The sequence below is a fragment of the Pseudomonas sp. 31-12 genome, from assembly GCF_003151075.1.
GTDB lineage: Bacteria > Pseudomonadota > Gammaproteobacteria > Pseudomonadales > Pseudomonadaceae > Aquipseudomonas.
Map to the genome: position 1 here is coordinate 3836793 of NZ_CP029482.1, position 13586 is coordinate 3850378.

The window sequence follows — 13586 nt, forward strand, 5'->3', positions numbered from 1 at the left end:
GCCACTACGAGAGCCCATCATGAAACGCATTCTGTCCGCCCTGTTTCTCATCAGTCTGAGCGGTGTTGCAGCGGCCGCTTCCGTCGATAATTCCAGCACGCCGAAAGTCGAGGACTATAAGTATTCGACCCCGCTTCATATCGCCAAAGTGCTCAACATGACCAGCAGCGATGGGTGCGGTCCCCTGCCTCGGGAGATGACCTACATTGATACTGCGGGCACCACTCACGTCCTGCGTTACCAGGCCTTTGGCGAAAACTGCCTTGGTCAGAACTAATGCTTCATCGACGCCAGCACCCGCTCGGCATTCTCACCGCAGGCCATCCCTTCGGGCCGTGCCTGGATGTTCTCGATCAACCCCAGTAACTGCGCCTTGCTCTGAGCCAGGTGCAGTTGCATCGCTTCGATCTGTTCGACTTTGCGCCCCAGGCTCGCCACCAGTTCATCGTGTTTGAACTCGCCTGTCACCGTGTCCGGCAATAACAACTTCAGCTCTTCAAGGCTGAACCCGGCCTGCTGCGCGCACTGGATGATCTTCAGGGTTTGCAGGACTTGCGGCGGGTAACGTCGATAGCCGTTGGCCAGGCGTTCGACTTGCCGGATCAGGCCTTGAGCCTCGTAAAACCGAATGCGCGACGCGTTCAACCCGCTCAACTGCGCCAATTCACCAATCTTCATCTCGGCCTCATTTGCCTGCTTGACATTAAAGTTAACTTTAAGCTTAGCCTCTACGCATCACTGATGAGGAGTCAAGCATGTCGCCTTTCCAAACGCTGAATTTGCCCAACGGCCAGACCCTCGGCAATCGCATCGCCAAAGCCGCAATGGAAGAGAACCTTGCGGATACCGGGCAAGCCCCTTCCAGTGCGCTGTTTCAGTTGTATCAAGCCTGGGCCAAGGGCGAAACCGGCCTGCTGTTGACCGGCAACGTGATGATCGATCGCCGCGCCATGACCGGCCCCGCAGGCGTGGTGCTGGAAGACGAACGGCATCTTGAGCAGTTCCGGCAGTGGGCGACCATCGGCCGATCCGGCGGTGCGCACTTTTGGGTGCAGCTCAATCATCCTGGCCGGCAGACCATGGCCAACCTCGGCCAGCAAGCCTGGGCACCGTCGGCCGTGGCGCTGGACCTGGGTTCGTTCTCCAAGATGTTTGCCGAACCCAAACCGATGTCGGAAAGCGATATCGCCGAGGTCATCCAGCGCTTCGCCACCAGTGCAGCACTGGCGGAAAAAGCCGGCTTCACCGGCGTGCAGATTCATGCCGCACACGGCTACCTGCTCAGCCAGTTTCTCTCGCCGTTGACCAATCGCCGCACTGACCGTTGGGGCGGTTCCCTGGAGAATCGCGCCCGTCTGCTGCTGGACGTGGTCAGCGCCGTTCGCCAGGCCGTGTCGCCAGAGTTTTGTGTGGCGGTAAAACTCAACTCGGCGGACTTCCAGCGCGGCGGTTTCGACGCCGACGACGCCCGGCAAGTGATCCTGTGGCTCAACGATCAGAACATCGATTTGCTGGAACTTTCCGGGGGCAGCTACGAAGCGCCGGCCATGCAAGGCGAAGCCCGCGACGGCAGGACCTTGGCGCGGGAGGCGTACTTTCTGGAAATGGCCGGCGAACTGGCCAGCGTCGCGAGTATGCCGGTGATGGTGACCGGTGGGATTCGACGCCTGGCCATCGTCGAACAGGTGCTCGATAGCGGCATCGCCATGGCCGGTATCGGCACGGCGCTGGCCATCGAACCGCAGCTGGTCAGGCGCTGGCGCGAAGGCCAGGACAGCCATCCGCAATTGCCGCCGATCCGCTGGAAGCGCAAACCGCTGGCGGCCCTGGCGAGCATGGCCGTGGTGAAATTCCAACTGCATCGCCTGAGCCGTGGGCGCAAGACCCGGCCACAGGTTTCGGCGATATGGGCGTTGATCCTCGATCAGTTGTACATCGCCCGGCGCACGCGTCAGTACCGGCAGGCGATGGGCAAGTAATCACACATCCGGGTGAGTCATGGGTGCCACCGTGTTGTCCTCTTTTAATCGCGAGGACAATTCATTCATCAGTGGAGCACCCCATGGCGAAAATCAACCTTGCCCAACAACTGGCAACCACCCTTGAACAGGCCGGCGTCAAACGCATCTGGGGCCTGACCGGCGACAGCCTTAACGGTCTGACCGAGGCCCTGCGCACCATGGACAGCATTGAGTGGATGCACGTGCGCCACGAGGAAGTCGCCGCGTTCGCCGCCGGTGCCGACGCGGCGGTGACCGGACAACTGGCGGTGTGCGCCGGCAGTTGCGGGCCGGGCAATCTGCACTTGATCAACGGGCTGTACGATTGCCACAAAAACCATGTGCCGGTGTTGGCCATCGCCGCGCAGATTCCATCCTCGGAAGTGGGCCTGAACTACTTTCAGGAAACCCACCCGCAGGAACTGTTCAAGGAATGCAGCCACTTCGTCGAACTGGTGAGCAACCCGGCGCAGATGCCTCAGGTGCTGCATCGGGCGATGCGCAGTGCCATCCTCAATCGCGGCGTCGCGGTGGTGGTGATTCCCGGTGACGTGGCGCTGCAGGAAGTCGAAGACAACCTCAAGCCCTGGCCGGCGCTTTCAAAGCCGCGCACCCTGCCCGCGCCTCAGGACCTGGATCGGCTGGTCGAATTGCTGAGTCAAAGCAAAGCCGTAACGCTGATGTGTGGCGCCGGCTGCGCGGGTGCCCACGATCAGGTGGTGGCGTTGGCTGACGCCCTAGGCGCGCCGGTGGTACATGCGTTGCGCGGCAAGGAGCACGTGGAGTGGGACAACCCGTTCGACGTCGGCATGACCGGGCTGATCGGCTTCAGCTCCGGTTATCACGCCATGCTCAACTGCGACACGCTGGTGATGCTCGGCACTGACTTTCCCTATCGCCAGTTCTATCCCACCGACGCCACCATCATTCAGATCGACCACGACCCGCAAGCCCTCGGCCGGCGCACTACGCTGGATCTGGGCATCGCCGCCGACGTTAGCGAAACCCTCGCCGCGTTGCTGCCGCGCCTGCCTTATCAGGGCGACCGGAGCTTTCTCGAGTCATCCCTCAAACACTACCAAAAGGCGCGTCAGGGGCTGGATGACCTGGCTCAACCGTCGGCGCCGGGTCGGCCGATTCATCCGCAATACCTCACTCGCCTGCTCAGTGAACTGGCCGATGACGATGCAATCTTCACCGCCGACGTGGGCACGCCGACGGTCTGGGCCGCGCGCTATCTGAAAATGAATGGCCAGCGCCGGCTGCTCGGCTCGTTCAACCACGGCTCCATGGCGAACGCGATGCCTCAGGCCATCGGCGCGCAAGCGGCGTTTCCCGGGCGACAGGTGATTTCGCTGTCCGGCGACGGTGGTTTCAGCATGCTGATGGGGGATTTCATCTCGCTGGCGCAACTGAAGCTGCCGGTGAAAATCATCGTCTACGACAATGCCTCGCTCGGCTTCGTGGCGATGGAAATGAAATCCAGCGGACTGCTGGACACCGGCACCGACCTGCACAACCCCGACTTCGCCGCGATGGCCAACGCCATGGGCATTCTGGGGATTCGCGTCGAGGAATCCGAGGCGCTGGAACCGGCCTTGCGCCGGGCGCTGACCCATGACGGGCCGGTGCTGGTGGACGTAATAACGGCGACCCAGGAACTGGCGATGCCGCCGTCGATCAAGCTGGAACAAGCCAAAGGGTTCAGTTTGTACATGCTCAAAGCGGTGATGAGCGGGCGTGGGGATGAGGTGATTGAGTTGGCGCGCACGAATCTGTTTCGCTGACGCGCTGAAACCGTGTCGCCCCCATCGCTAGCAGGCTAGCTCCCACAAGGATCTTCGTCATAAGGAGATCCAATGTGGGAGCGAGCCTGCTCGCGATGGGGTCTGTGAGGTCAGCAATTACTGCCCGGAAAAACGCAGTCGCGACAACTGCCGCAAATTCCCCTCAACATAATAATCATCAGTCCAACGGTCATCCGCCGCCAACGGCTTGACCTGCTTGAGCGCCAGTTTTTTCGCGTAATAGCGAAACCGGTAATGCTCATAAAACCGCAGCAATTCCAGACCATAACGGTCCGCCAGGTCAGTATCGCCGCGGATGATCAGGTAGTTTTCGTCATTGCTGTGACTGGCTGCCGCACTGAGGTTATGGCTACCGCTGATGATCGTCGGCGAATCGCTAGTGAAATCCGTGACGATGGCTTTGGTGTGCACCAGCAGGTTGCCCTTCTGGCCTTCCTTGCTTTCCAGGAGCCAACCTTCCAGGCCGGTATTGAGCAGCGCAACCGTGGTGAACTCGGCGGTGCGGTCGGCGTGAAATCCGGTGATCTTGCTCGCGGAGTTTTGCAGGCCATAGCGCAAAATGTCGTCGTGGGGTTCGCCGAGTAACGCATTGAGGATGGCGTCGGGCAAGGTGAACGCGGTGACGAACAGCAGGTCTTTTTTCGCCGCATTGATGATGTCGACGAACTCATGCAAGTCGCCCTGACCCGAGCGCGGGGAAAAGCCGGCGAATATCGGTTGCGTCGGGTCCATCGGGTTGTGTTGCGTGATCCATTTCCGCGTGGCACCGACGTCCGCCGGTGTGCTCCAGACCTGCTCGAACATTTGCAGGTAGCTGGCGCCGACCCGAGGATCGTCCAGCACATGCACCACGTTGGCCTGGCGGTAGATGCCGTTAGGGGTGAAGTTAGTGCTGCCGCAGAGCACCGCTTCAGGCTGACGCAGACCCGCGCCGTCGAGCCGGCTCAGGACCATAAACTTGTTGTGAAAAATACTGTGGGTGACGCGCCCGCGCTTGTTAGCCGCCGGGATCTTTTCCAGGCTCGCCTCGTTCATGGCGGTGGTGTCTTCGTCTGGTTGCGCGTGATAAAGGACGCGAAGGTCCACGCCCCGTTCCTGCGCCGCGTTCACCGCCTCGACAATCACCGGCAACTGGTACTCGTAGATGGCGATATCCAGTGCCCACTGGCCATCGACGGCCCGCTCGATAAACCCCAGCAAACGCCCGAGCAGCCCGTTCTCCAGCCACTGGCGCGGGGCATCGGGCCAGGCTTCGATGGGCAGTCTGTCTTGGCCGCTGAGGAGTGTGTCGAGCTCGGGAAACTTGCGCTGGAATGCCTGGCTGGCAGCCACGGCGCGGTTGAAATTGACGCTTTGGTTGCCGGGATGACCGTCATCGGAAATGACCGTCACCTCCAGGAACTCACCCAGTTGCGGCGCATCGACGCTGCCGTAGGCCAGATAGATTCGGTAATGGATGGTCAGCCCCGGATTGACCGCGTAATCGGCCCAGCGAAATTTCTGAAACGGCGCGATATCGCTCGGGGTGGCGCGATATTGGGGGAAGGTATGGGCCTTGCCCGGGAACGTCAGGCTATTGAACAAAAACAGCCAGGGCTTGCTCCCCTGCTGTTTTTCGATGGCGAAACCCAGCAGGCCTTTGCGACGGGGTTCGGCCACGTCCATGGCCAACAGCACACCATTGGTGCCGGCGTAGACTTTGACGCGGAAGTCGTTCTGGGGGTTGACGGCCAGTACGCGCATGATTCATTCCTTTGATCGAATGCATTCAGAGCATAGGGGAGCGATGCGGATTCGCCATGAATATCCGGAATCGAGGTGATGCCTTCGCGAGCAAGTCCGCTCCCACAGGGTTTGTGAACGCCACAGGTCCCCTGTGGTCGCGGGCTTGCTCGCGAAGGAGCCCTTGCAGACAACACAGTCCTCAGCCTGAAACCAGCGCATCAATGTGCCGATAATCCGCCTGCAACTCTGCCGCCATCTGTCTGGCCCGCCCTAATCGAATCGGCCCGCGCTCGATATCAATCAATAATCCCGGACAATCCAGAACCGGCAACCCCGGCCATTCCTTCAATCGCCCATCGGTCACCAGCAGCAGCCTTTGCTGTTCCGCCGGAAAGCGTTTTTGTCGCGCCGCAAGCCAGCGCCCCGCTTCGCCCAGCGCAGCCAACATCGGCGTACCGCCGCCCGCACCCAAGCCATCGAGCCAGGCACGCAACCCCGTCGACGCTTTCAAGCCTTGCACCTGCCACTTCGGCGCCTGGCCGCTGGCGGTCAGCAAAGCCAGGCGCGCGCGCTGTCGATACGCATCGTCGAACACTTGCGCGAGCAACCCCTTGGCATCGCTCAATGCCTGATGACGGCGAGTCGAGGCCGATGCGTCAACGATCACCAGCCACAGTTCATGAGGGCAACGGGTGCGCAGGTGGAACAGCACATCGCTGCGCTGACGCGGCCGGCCATTGAGCAAGGTGCCGGGCCAGTTGATCGAGCCGCTGCGCGCGGCGTGGCGCTTGCCCTGTTTACCGTTATCCAGCCGTCCTGCGCGGGGTCTGGCATTCGCCCCCGCGTCAGATCGAGGGCGAATGCCTAGGGCTTTTTTGGCCAGCTCGGCACTTCACGGCGGGCGCCGACCGGCAGCGCCTGAGCGGGCATTTCACCCCATTGGCCCTGGCCCTCGCTCGGGCTGGAAGACTGCGCCGAGGGTGACTGATTGTGTTGCGGCGCCGGAGGCGATGGCTCGCGACGGCGATGACGCAGGGCGAACTCGGCAACGGCGTCGATATCTTCCTCGCTGATCGCACCCGCTCCTCGCCAGGCGGCGTGGGCCCGGGCCGCGCGCAACCAGACCAGATCGGCGCGCAGGCCATCGACACCGGCGGCAAAACAGCGCTCGGTGATCTGCGCCAGTGCTGCATCATCCAGAGGGATGCTTGCCAATGCGCTGCGCGCCTTCTGGCAACGTTCTCGCAACGACTGTTGCTGGCTTTCCCACTCGACGCAGAAACCTTGGGGATCGCTGTCGAAATCCAGACGCCGACGGATGATCTGCCCGCGTTCGGCCGGTGCTGTATGACCACTGAGGGCGACGTTCAGGCCAAAACGGTCAAGCAGTTGCGGCCGCAGTTCGCCCTCTTCCGGGTTCATGGTGCCGATCAGGACGAACTTCGCCGAATGCCGATGGGAAATCCCGTCGCGCTCGATCAGGTTGGTGCCGCTGGCGGCCACGTCGAGCAACAGGTCGACGAGGTGGTCGGGCAACAGATTGACTTCATCGACGTACAGCACACCGCCGTCAGCCTTGGCCAATACGCCGGGGGAAAATTGTGCGCGGCCTTCGCTCAGGGCGGCGTCGAGATCGAGGGTGCCGACCAGCCGTTCTTCGGTGGCGCCGAGGGGCAAGGTGACGAATTGACCGCTGGCCAGCAAGTCCGCCAGGCCTCGGGCGAGGGTCGACTTGGCCATGCCGCGTGGGCCTTCGATCAGCACGCCGCCGATCTTGGGATCGATGGCGGTCAGGTAGAGCGCGAGCTTCAGATCGTCGGCGCCGACCACGGCGGAGAGCGGGAAATGTGGGGTGTCGGTCATTTTCAATACTCGGTCATGGTCGATAGCAGGCACACCTTGTACCTTGTGGGAGCGTGGCTTGCCCGCGAAGCGTCCGGTCAGTCGATATCAATGTTGAATGTGAGGGCCTCTTCGCGGGCAAGCCCGCTCCCACAGGTTCTGCGGCGCATCAGCTGTCTTCTTCTATGTCCAGCAACAGGTTTTCCAGCGCCTCGCGATACGCCCCCGGTTCCTGCCACATCCCCCGCTGTTGCGCCTCGAGCATGCGCTCGGTCATGTCGCGCAGCGCGTGGGGATTATGCTCGCGGACAAAATCCCGGGTCGCCGGATCGAGCAAATACGCATCCGCCAGCAACGCGTATTGATGATCGTCGATCAGCTGAGTCGTAGCGTCGAACGCGAACAGATTATCCACCGTCGCCGCCAATTCAAACGCGCCTTTATAGCCGTGACGTTTGACCCCGTCGATCCACTTCGGATTCGCCGCCCGGGAGCGGATCACCCGGTTCAACTCTTCCTTCAAGGTGCGAATCTTCGGCAAGTCTGGCTGACTGTGATCGCCATGGTAACTGGCCGCCGCTTCGCCGCTGAGGCTTTCCACGGCGGCGAGCATGCCACCCTGGAATTGGTAATAGTCGTTGGAATCGAGCAAGTCATGCTCGCGGTTGTCCTGGTTTTGCAGCACGGCCTGAACCTGGCTCAGGCGCTGGGCGAATTGTTCGCGAGCGGCGGTGCCTTCATCGGACCCGCCGTAAGCGTAGCCGCCCCAATTCAGGTAAACCTCGGCCAGGTCCTCGCGGCTTTGCCACAGGCGACCGTCGATGGCGCCCTGCACACCTGCGCCATAGGCACCGGGTTTGGCCCCGAAAATGCGCCACCCGGCCTGGCGCTTGGCCGCTTCTTCATCAAGGCCCGATTGCATCAACGCTTCGCGCTCGGCGCGCACTTTGGCGGCCAACGGGTTGAGGTCGTCCGGTTCGTCCAGCGCGGCGACCGCTTGCACGGCGGCGTCGAACAGGCGGATCAGGTTGGCAAAGGCATCGCGGAAGAACCCGGACACGCGCAAGGTCACGTCCACGCGCGGGCGGTCGAGCAGGCTCAGCGGAAGGATTTCAAAGTCGTCGACCCGTTGACTGCCAGTGGCCCAGACCGGGCGCACGCCCATCAAGGCCATGGCCTGGGCGATGTCGTCGCCGCCGGTGCGCATGGTCGCCGTGCCCCAGACGGACAGGCCGAGCTGGCGCAGGTGATCGCCGTGGTCCTGCAAATGCCGTTCGAGAATCAGGTTCGCCGACTGGAAACCGATGCGCCAGGCGGTGGTGGTTGGCAGGTTGCGCACGTCCACCGAATAGAAATTGCGCCCGGTGGGCAGCACGTCCAGACGACCGCGACTCGGCGCACCGCTGGGACCGGCCGGGACGAAACGACCGCTCAGGGCATCGAGCAGGCCGCGCATTTCTGCGGGGCCGCAGGCATCCAGACGCGGGGCGACGACTTCGCACAGGCTGTCGAGGATGGCGCTCACTTCAGACCAGGGTGCCTCCTGTGGGAGCGGGCTTTTGTGGCGAGGAAGCTTGCTCCCGCTGGACTGCGCAGCAGTCCCATTTTCTGGGTCCGCTTCGCGAACCAACGGGAGCAAGCTCCCTCGCCACAGAGGATCGTTCCCATGGGGTTCGGCGTCGGTATTCAGAGTTCGCGCGATGAGTTGAGCGGCGAACAGTTCTAGGCGCTCTCGGGTATCCCCGGCGGTGCGCCAGACTTCATCGTTAATTGATTGCAGTTCAACGGGACGCGGTCCGGTCCACGGCTCGGCCAACGCGCAATCCAGCGGATCAAACCCCAACTCGAACGCCTTGGCCAACGCCCGCAACAGACTCGATTGCGCCCCACGACCATCGCCACGGGGGATCCGCAACAGCGCCAACAACGTATCAATGCGCAAACGCCCGGTCGGCGACTCGCCAAAGATGTGCAAGCCATCGCGGATCTGCGACTCTTTCAAGTCGCACAGGTACGTGTCCAGCCGAGGCAACCAGATCGCCGCATCGGCGTCGCTGTTGAGCTTTTCGTCCAGTTGCAGTTCACGGTCGATGTGCGTGTCGCGCACCAGTTGCAGGATGTCGCGCTGCAACTCCCGGGCGCGGCGCGGGTCGAGCAACTGCGCTTCGTAATACTCGTCCGCCAGCAACTCAAGGTTGCGCAACGGTCCGTAGGTTTCGGCGCGGGTCAGCGGCGGCATCAAGTGGTCGATGATCACCGCTTGGGTGCGACGCTTGGCCTGGGCGCCCTCGCCCGGATCGTTGACGATAAAGGGATAGATATTCGGCAGCGGCCCGAGCAGCGCATCCGGCCAGCAGTTTTCGCAGAGCCCGACGCCTTTGCCCGGCAGCCATTCAAGGTTGCCGTGCTTGCCGACGTGAATCACGCCGTGGGCGCCATAGGTGTTGCGCAACCAGAAGTAGAACGCCAGGTAGCCGTGGGGCGGTACCAGATCCGGGTCGTGATACACCGCGCTCGGGTCGACCTGATATCCCCGCGCCGGCTGAATGCCGACGAAGGTCAGGCCAAAGCGCAGCCCGGCGATCATCATGCGTCCGTCGCGGCACATCGGATCGCTGTCAGGCGTGCCCCAGCGCTCCAGCACGGCTTGCTGATTGGCTTCGGGCAAGGCCTTGAACATCGCCCGATAGTCGTCCATCGCCAGGCTTTGCTGACAGGGACGCTGGTCAATCGTGTCGAGGTCGTTGCTGACGCCGCCGAGCAATTGTTGAATCAACGCAGTGCCGCTTTCCGGCAACTCGGCGGGCAGCGGATAGCCTTCGGTGTGCAGCGCACGCAGGATGTTCAGCGCGGCAGCCGGGGTGTCGAGTCCGACACCGTTGCCGATGCGACCGTCGCGGGTCGGGTAGTTGGCGAGGATCAGCGCGATGCGTTTTTCGCTGTTTGGCACCCGCGCCAGATCGATCCAGCGCCGCGCCAGTTCGGCAACGAAATCCATGCGTTCCGGTTGCGCCCGATAGCACACCACGTCCGACTGACTGCGCTCACTGCGCCACGCCAAGTCCTTGAAGCTGATCGGTCGGCTGATGATCCGTCCGTCCAGCTCCGGGAGCGCGATGTGCATCGCCAGATCACGCGGGCCGAGGCCCTGCTCGCTCGCGAGCCAACCGGGCTCGTTGTCCTGGGCGCAAATCGCCTGGATCACCGGAATGTTGCGGCGAAACGGCCGCAAATGCGGCGCTTCAGGGCTTGATTGCGCGAAGCCGGTGGTGTTGAGAATCACCCCCGCCTCGACTTCGTCCAGCAGGTCCTCGACCACCGTCAGGCAGCCGGGCTCTTTCAAACTGGCCACGGCAACGGGCAACGGGTTCAACCCCGCCGCCTGCAAACGCTGGCAGAAAACATCGATGAACGCCGTGTTCGCCGCCTGCAAATGCGAGCGATAGAACAGCACCGCCGCCACCGGTTGACCGGCCTGCCAGTCGGCTTGCCAATCGCTCAGTTCAGCGGGGCTTTTTTGTGGATGGTAAATCGCTGTGCGCGGCAGGGTTTGCGGCTCGGCCCAGGCGTAGTCGCGATCCAGCCAGCGATTGGCCAGACAGCGGAAGAAATCCAGGGCATTGGCCATGCCGCCCTGACGCAAAAACTGCCAAAGCCGGTCGCGGTCTTCGGCTATCACGGTGCTCAGGTCACTGAGCTCCGGGTCAGGACGATCATCGCCGGGCACCAGAATCAGTTGCACACCACGTTGGGACAGCTCCACCAGACGCTCGACACCGTAACGCCAATAGGCGATGCCGCCGTGCAGCGAAATCAGGATCACCTTGGCATGGCGCAGCACTTCGTCGACATACAGGTCGACCGAGGCGTGATTCTGCACCTGCATCGGGTTGGCCAGACGCACGCTGGGGTAATCGTCGGGCAACTGCTGCGCCGCTTCGGCGAGCAACGCCAGGCTGGAATCGCCGCTGCACAGGATCACCAACTCGGCGGGGGTTTGTCCAAGGTCGGCAATGTTGTCATCCGACACGAAACCGCCGGGCTGGGTCCTGAGCAGGTGCATGGCTTAAACGCTGAGCGCGGCGCGCAATTGCGCTTCAAGCAGCGTGGCGTCCAGTTCCTGGCCGATCAGCACCAGGCGCGTGGTACGCGCTTCTTCGGCGCCCCACTGACGGTCGAAATGCTTGTCGAAACGCGTGCCCACGCCCTGGATCAGCAAGCGCATCGGCTTGTTCGGAATCGCCGCGAAACCTTTGACGCGCAGGATGCCGTGCTGGACCACCAGTTGGGTCAGCGCGTCCAGCAGCAGGCTTTCGTCGGCTTGCGGCAGTTCGATGGAGATGGAATCGAAGGCGTCGTGATCATGATCGTCTTCACCTTCATGGTGGTAATCGTGATGGCTGTGACGGCTGTCGATGTGTTCTTCGGAACCGGCACCGAGGCCGATCAACACGTCCAGTGGCACACGGCCGCTGCTGGCTTCGATGACTTTGACGGCGGGCGGCAACTCTTCGGCGACTTCCAGGCGTACACGGGCGAGGTCTTCAGGGCTGATCAGGTCGGCCTTGTTGAGGATCACCAGGTCGGCGCTGGCCAGTTGGTCGGCGAACAGCTCGTGCAGCGGCGATTCGTGGTCCAGGTTCGGGTCGAGTTTGCGCTGGGCGTCGACCTGGTCCGGGAAAGCCGCGAAGGTGCCGGCGGCAACGGCCGGGCTGTCGACCACGGTGATGACTGCGTCAACGGTGCAGGCGCTGCGGATTTCCGGCCACTGGAAGGCTTGAACCAGCGGCTTTGGCAAGGCCAGGCCCGAGGTTTCGATCAGGATGTGATCAAGGTCGCCGCGACGGGCGACGAGTTCGCGCATCACCGGGAAGAATTCTTCCTGGACGGTGCAGCACAGGCAGCCGTTGGCCAGTTCGTAGACGCGGCCGTTGGCTTCTTCTTCGGTGCAGCCAATGGAGCATTGCTTGAGGATTTCGCCGTCGATGCCCAGCTCGCCAAACTCGTTGACGATCACCGCGATGCGGCGGCCCTGCGCGTTGTCGAGCATGTGCCGCAGCAAGGTGGTTTTGCCCGAGCCGAGGAAGCCGGTAACGATGGTGACGGGGAGTTTGGCCAGTGTTTTCATCGGATGCCCTTTGGCAAGGTGGCGGGCATACGGGACGACAATCGCAGCGACGGGCGCGCGCGGAAGAGTTCGCCACCGGATCACCCCGCCCGGTTGTAGTGAGAATCTGTGTCGAGGCAGGTCTCCTGGCTGACGGTGTGCCAAATGCAGATTGGCATTCGCTGCGCCTTCCCGCGAACCCGCTGGACAGGGTTTGCAGTGGCGTGGCAGCGAACATCACCGTTCACAGTTGCGGGGGCAGCCGCGGCATCGACCGCGTTCCCTTCTTAGCTTCGGCAAATGCCGAAGAACCTCGAAAGCGCAAGGCTACGCATCGTGTGGGGGCGGGTCAATGTCTCGTGAGACCTCACGCCCCCCTGTGGCGAGGGAGCTTGCTCCCGTTCGGCGGCGAAGCCGTCGCAATACCTGCTTGAGAGGTACGCCTGAAGGAATGCCGGGGGTCGCTTCGCAACCCAGCGGGAGCAAGCTCCCTCGCCACAGGTATTGGGTGTCGAATGAGAACCCATGGCAATTGACGCCAAACCCCCGCCCATGCTCTCCTACACGCCTTGTTACGGGTGCCCTTCACAGGGTGAAACGGGAAACCGGTGAATCATGTGCTTTACTCAAAGCCATGTCAGTCCGGTGCTGCCCCCGCAACGGTAAGCGAGCGAAGCGTCAGATCCACTGTGCCAGCAGTTCGGCATGGGAAGGTGATGCTTGCAGGTTCCGGCGAAAGCCAGCACCCCTCGTGAGCCCGGAGACCGGCCCGCAACACAAAGTGACCACTACGATCACTGAATAACAAACCCGCGGTGGGCGGGCGCTGTTGAACCTCTGCGTGCCCGACTCGCAGGGGTCTTCCATGCGCTCTATTCACCCGCTGACAGACCAGAGGGAAGCGCCATGTCGATCATCAGCAGCACCGGCCACAGCACCGCCAGCACCACCACAACCCTGAGCCAACGCCTGACCGCCGCCGTGTGTGCGTCGATCCTCGGCGCGTGTCTCGTCTATTTCGCCGGTTTCTCGCACATCGAAGCGGTGCACAACGCCGCGCACGATACCCGTCACAGCTCCGCCTTCCCGTGCCATTGAGACCTG

The 13586-nt window shown here is 62.5% G+C and carries 10 protein-coding genes and 2 riboswitches; of the genes, 4 read left to right on the forward strand and 6 right to left on the reverse strand.

Features of this window, described 5'->3' with window-relative positions; translation table 11 throughout:
• Window positions 1–19 precede the first annotated feature (19 nt).
• On the forward strand, window positions 20–277 hold the full coding sequence (locus DJ564_RS18080) for a DUF2790 domain-containing protein (RefSeq protein ID WP_109632065.1): 258 nt from the start codon (window positions 20–22) through the stop codon (window positions 275–277).
• Here the strand turns inward: DJ564_RS18080 and DJ564_RS18085 are convergent.
• On the reverse strand, window positions 274–678 hold the full coding sequence (locus DJ564_RS18085; protein WP_109632067.1) for a MerR family transcriptional regulator: 405 nt from the start codon (window positions 676–678) through the stop codon (window positions 274–276). The genes DJ564_RS18080 and DJ564_RS18085 overlap by 4 nt on opposite strands.
• A 77-nt stretch (window positions 679–755) precedes the next feature.
• On the opposite strand from DJ564_RS18085, the gene DJ564_RS18090 reads away from it, so the two are divergent.
• Window positions 756–1979 carry an NADH:flavin oxidoreductase/NADH oxidase family protein gene (locus DJ564_RS18090; RefSeq protein ID WP_109632069.1) on the forward strand — a complete coding sequence of 408 codons (1224 nt, stop codon included), beginning with the start codon at window positions 756–758 and terminating at the stop codon, window positions 1977–1979.
• Between the two features lie 83 nt (window positions 1980–2062).
• Window positions 2063–3787, forward strand: a complete 1725-nt coding sequence (gene poxB, locus DJ564_RS18095; protein WP_109632071.1) for a ubiquinone-dependent pyruvate dehydrogenase — start codon at window positions 2063–2065, stop codon at window positions 3785–3787.
• A 117-nt stretch (window positions 3788–3904) separates the two neighbouring features.
• On the opposite strand, the gene DJ564_RS18100 is transcribed toward poxB, so the two are convergent.
• The 5 genes from DJ564_RS18100 to cobW form a co-directional block, all read right to left on the reverse strand.
• Window positions 3905–5551 (reverse strand): phospholipase D-like domain-containing protein, encoded by a 1647-nt coding sequence (locus DJ564_RS18100; RefSeq protein ID WP_109632073.1) that lies wholly within the window; start codon window positions 5549–5551, stop codon window positions 3905–3907.
• A gap of 181 nt (window positions 5552–5732) precedes the next feature.
• On the reverse strand, window positions 5733–6344 hold the full coding sequence (locus DJ564_RS18105) for a VWA domain-containing protein (protein WP_109632076.1): 612 nt from the start codon (window positions 6342–6344) through the stop codon (window positions 5733–5735).
• A gap of 53 nt (window positions 6345–6397) precedes the next feature.
• Complete coding sequence (locus DJ564_RS18110; protein ID WP_109632078.1) at window positions 6398–7396, reverse strand: ATP-binding protein; 999 nt, start codon at window positions 7394–7396, stop codon at window positions 6398–6400.
• A gap of 148 nt (window positions 7397–7544) precedes the next feature.
• On the reverse strand, window positions 7545–11438 hold the full coding sequence (gene cobN, locus DJ564_RS18115) for a cobaltochelatase subunit CobN (RefSeq protein WP_109632079.1): 3894 nt from the start codon (window positions 11436–11438) through the stop codon (window positions 7545–7547).
• A 3-nt stretch (window positions 11439–11441) separates the two neighbouring features.
• Entirely contained in the window at window positions 11442–12503 is a 1062-nt protein-coding gene (gene cobW / locus DJ564_RS18120; RefSeq protein ID WP_109632081.1) for a cobalamin biosynthesis protein CobW, read from the reverse strand.
• A gap of 97 nt (window positions 12504–12600) precedes the next feature.
• Window positions 12601–12813, reverse strand: a riboswitch (cobalamin riboswitch).
• A 228-nt stretch (window positions 12814–13041) separates the two neighbouring features.
• Window positions 13042–13270, forward strand: a riboswitch (cobalamin riboswitch).
• Between the two features lie 118 nt (window positions 13271–13388).
• Between cobW and DJ564_RS18125 the strand changes: the two genes are divergently transcribed.
• Window positions 13389–13580, forward strand: a complete 192-nt coding sequence (locus DJ564_RS18125) for a CbtB-domain containing protein (protein WP_084322810.1) — start codon at window positions 13389–13391, stop codon at window positions 13578–13580.
• The last annotated feature ends 6 nt before the right edge of the window (window positions 13581–13586 follow it).

What these genes read in the sequence shown, in the direction of transcription:
- cobN (WP_109632079.1), bottom strand. Translation starts at nt 11,438, where the DNA reads ATGCACCTGCTCAGGACCCAGCCCGGCGGTTTCGTGTCGGATGACAAC.
- poxB (WP_109632071.1), top strand. Translation starts at nt 2,063, where the DNA reads ATGGCGAAAATCAACCTTGCCCAACAACTGGCAACCACCCTTGAACAG.
- DJ564_RS18085 (WP_109632067.1), bottom strand. Translation starts at nt 678, where the DNA reads ATGAAGATTGGTGAATTGGCGCAGTTGAGCGGGTTGAACGCGTCGCGC.
- cobW (WP_109632081.1), bottom strand. Translation starts at nt 12,503, where the DNA reads ATGAAAACACTGGCCAAACTCCCCGTCACCATCGTTACCGGCTTCCTC.
- DJ564_RS18080 (WP_109632065.1), top strand. Translation starts at nt 20, where the DNA reads ATGAAACGCATTCTGTCCGCCCTGTTTCTCATCAGTCTGAGCGGTGTT.
- DJ564_RS18125 (WP_084322810.1), top strand. Translation starts at nt 13,389, where the DNA reads ATGTCGATCATCAGCAGCACCGGCCACAGCACCGCCAGCACCACCACA.
- DJ564_RS18090 (WP_109632069.1), top strand. Translation starts at nt 756, where the DNA reads ATGTCGCCTTTCCAAACGCTGAATTTGCCCAACGGCCAGACCCTCGGC.
- DJ564_RS18100 (WP_109632073.1), bottom strand. Translation starts at nt 5,551, where the DNA reads ATGCGCGTACTGGCCGTCAACCCCCAGAACGACTTCCGCGTCAAAGTC.
- DJ564_RS18110 (WP_109632078.1), bottom strand. Translation starts at nt 7,396, where the DNA reads ATGACCGACACCCCACATTTCCCGCTCTCCGCCGTGGTCGGCGCCGAC.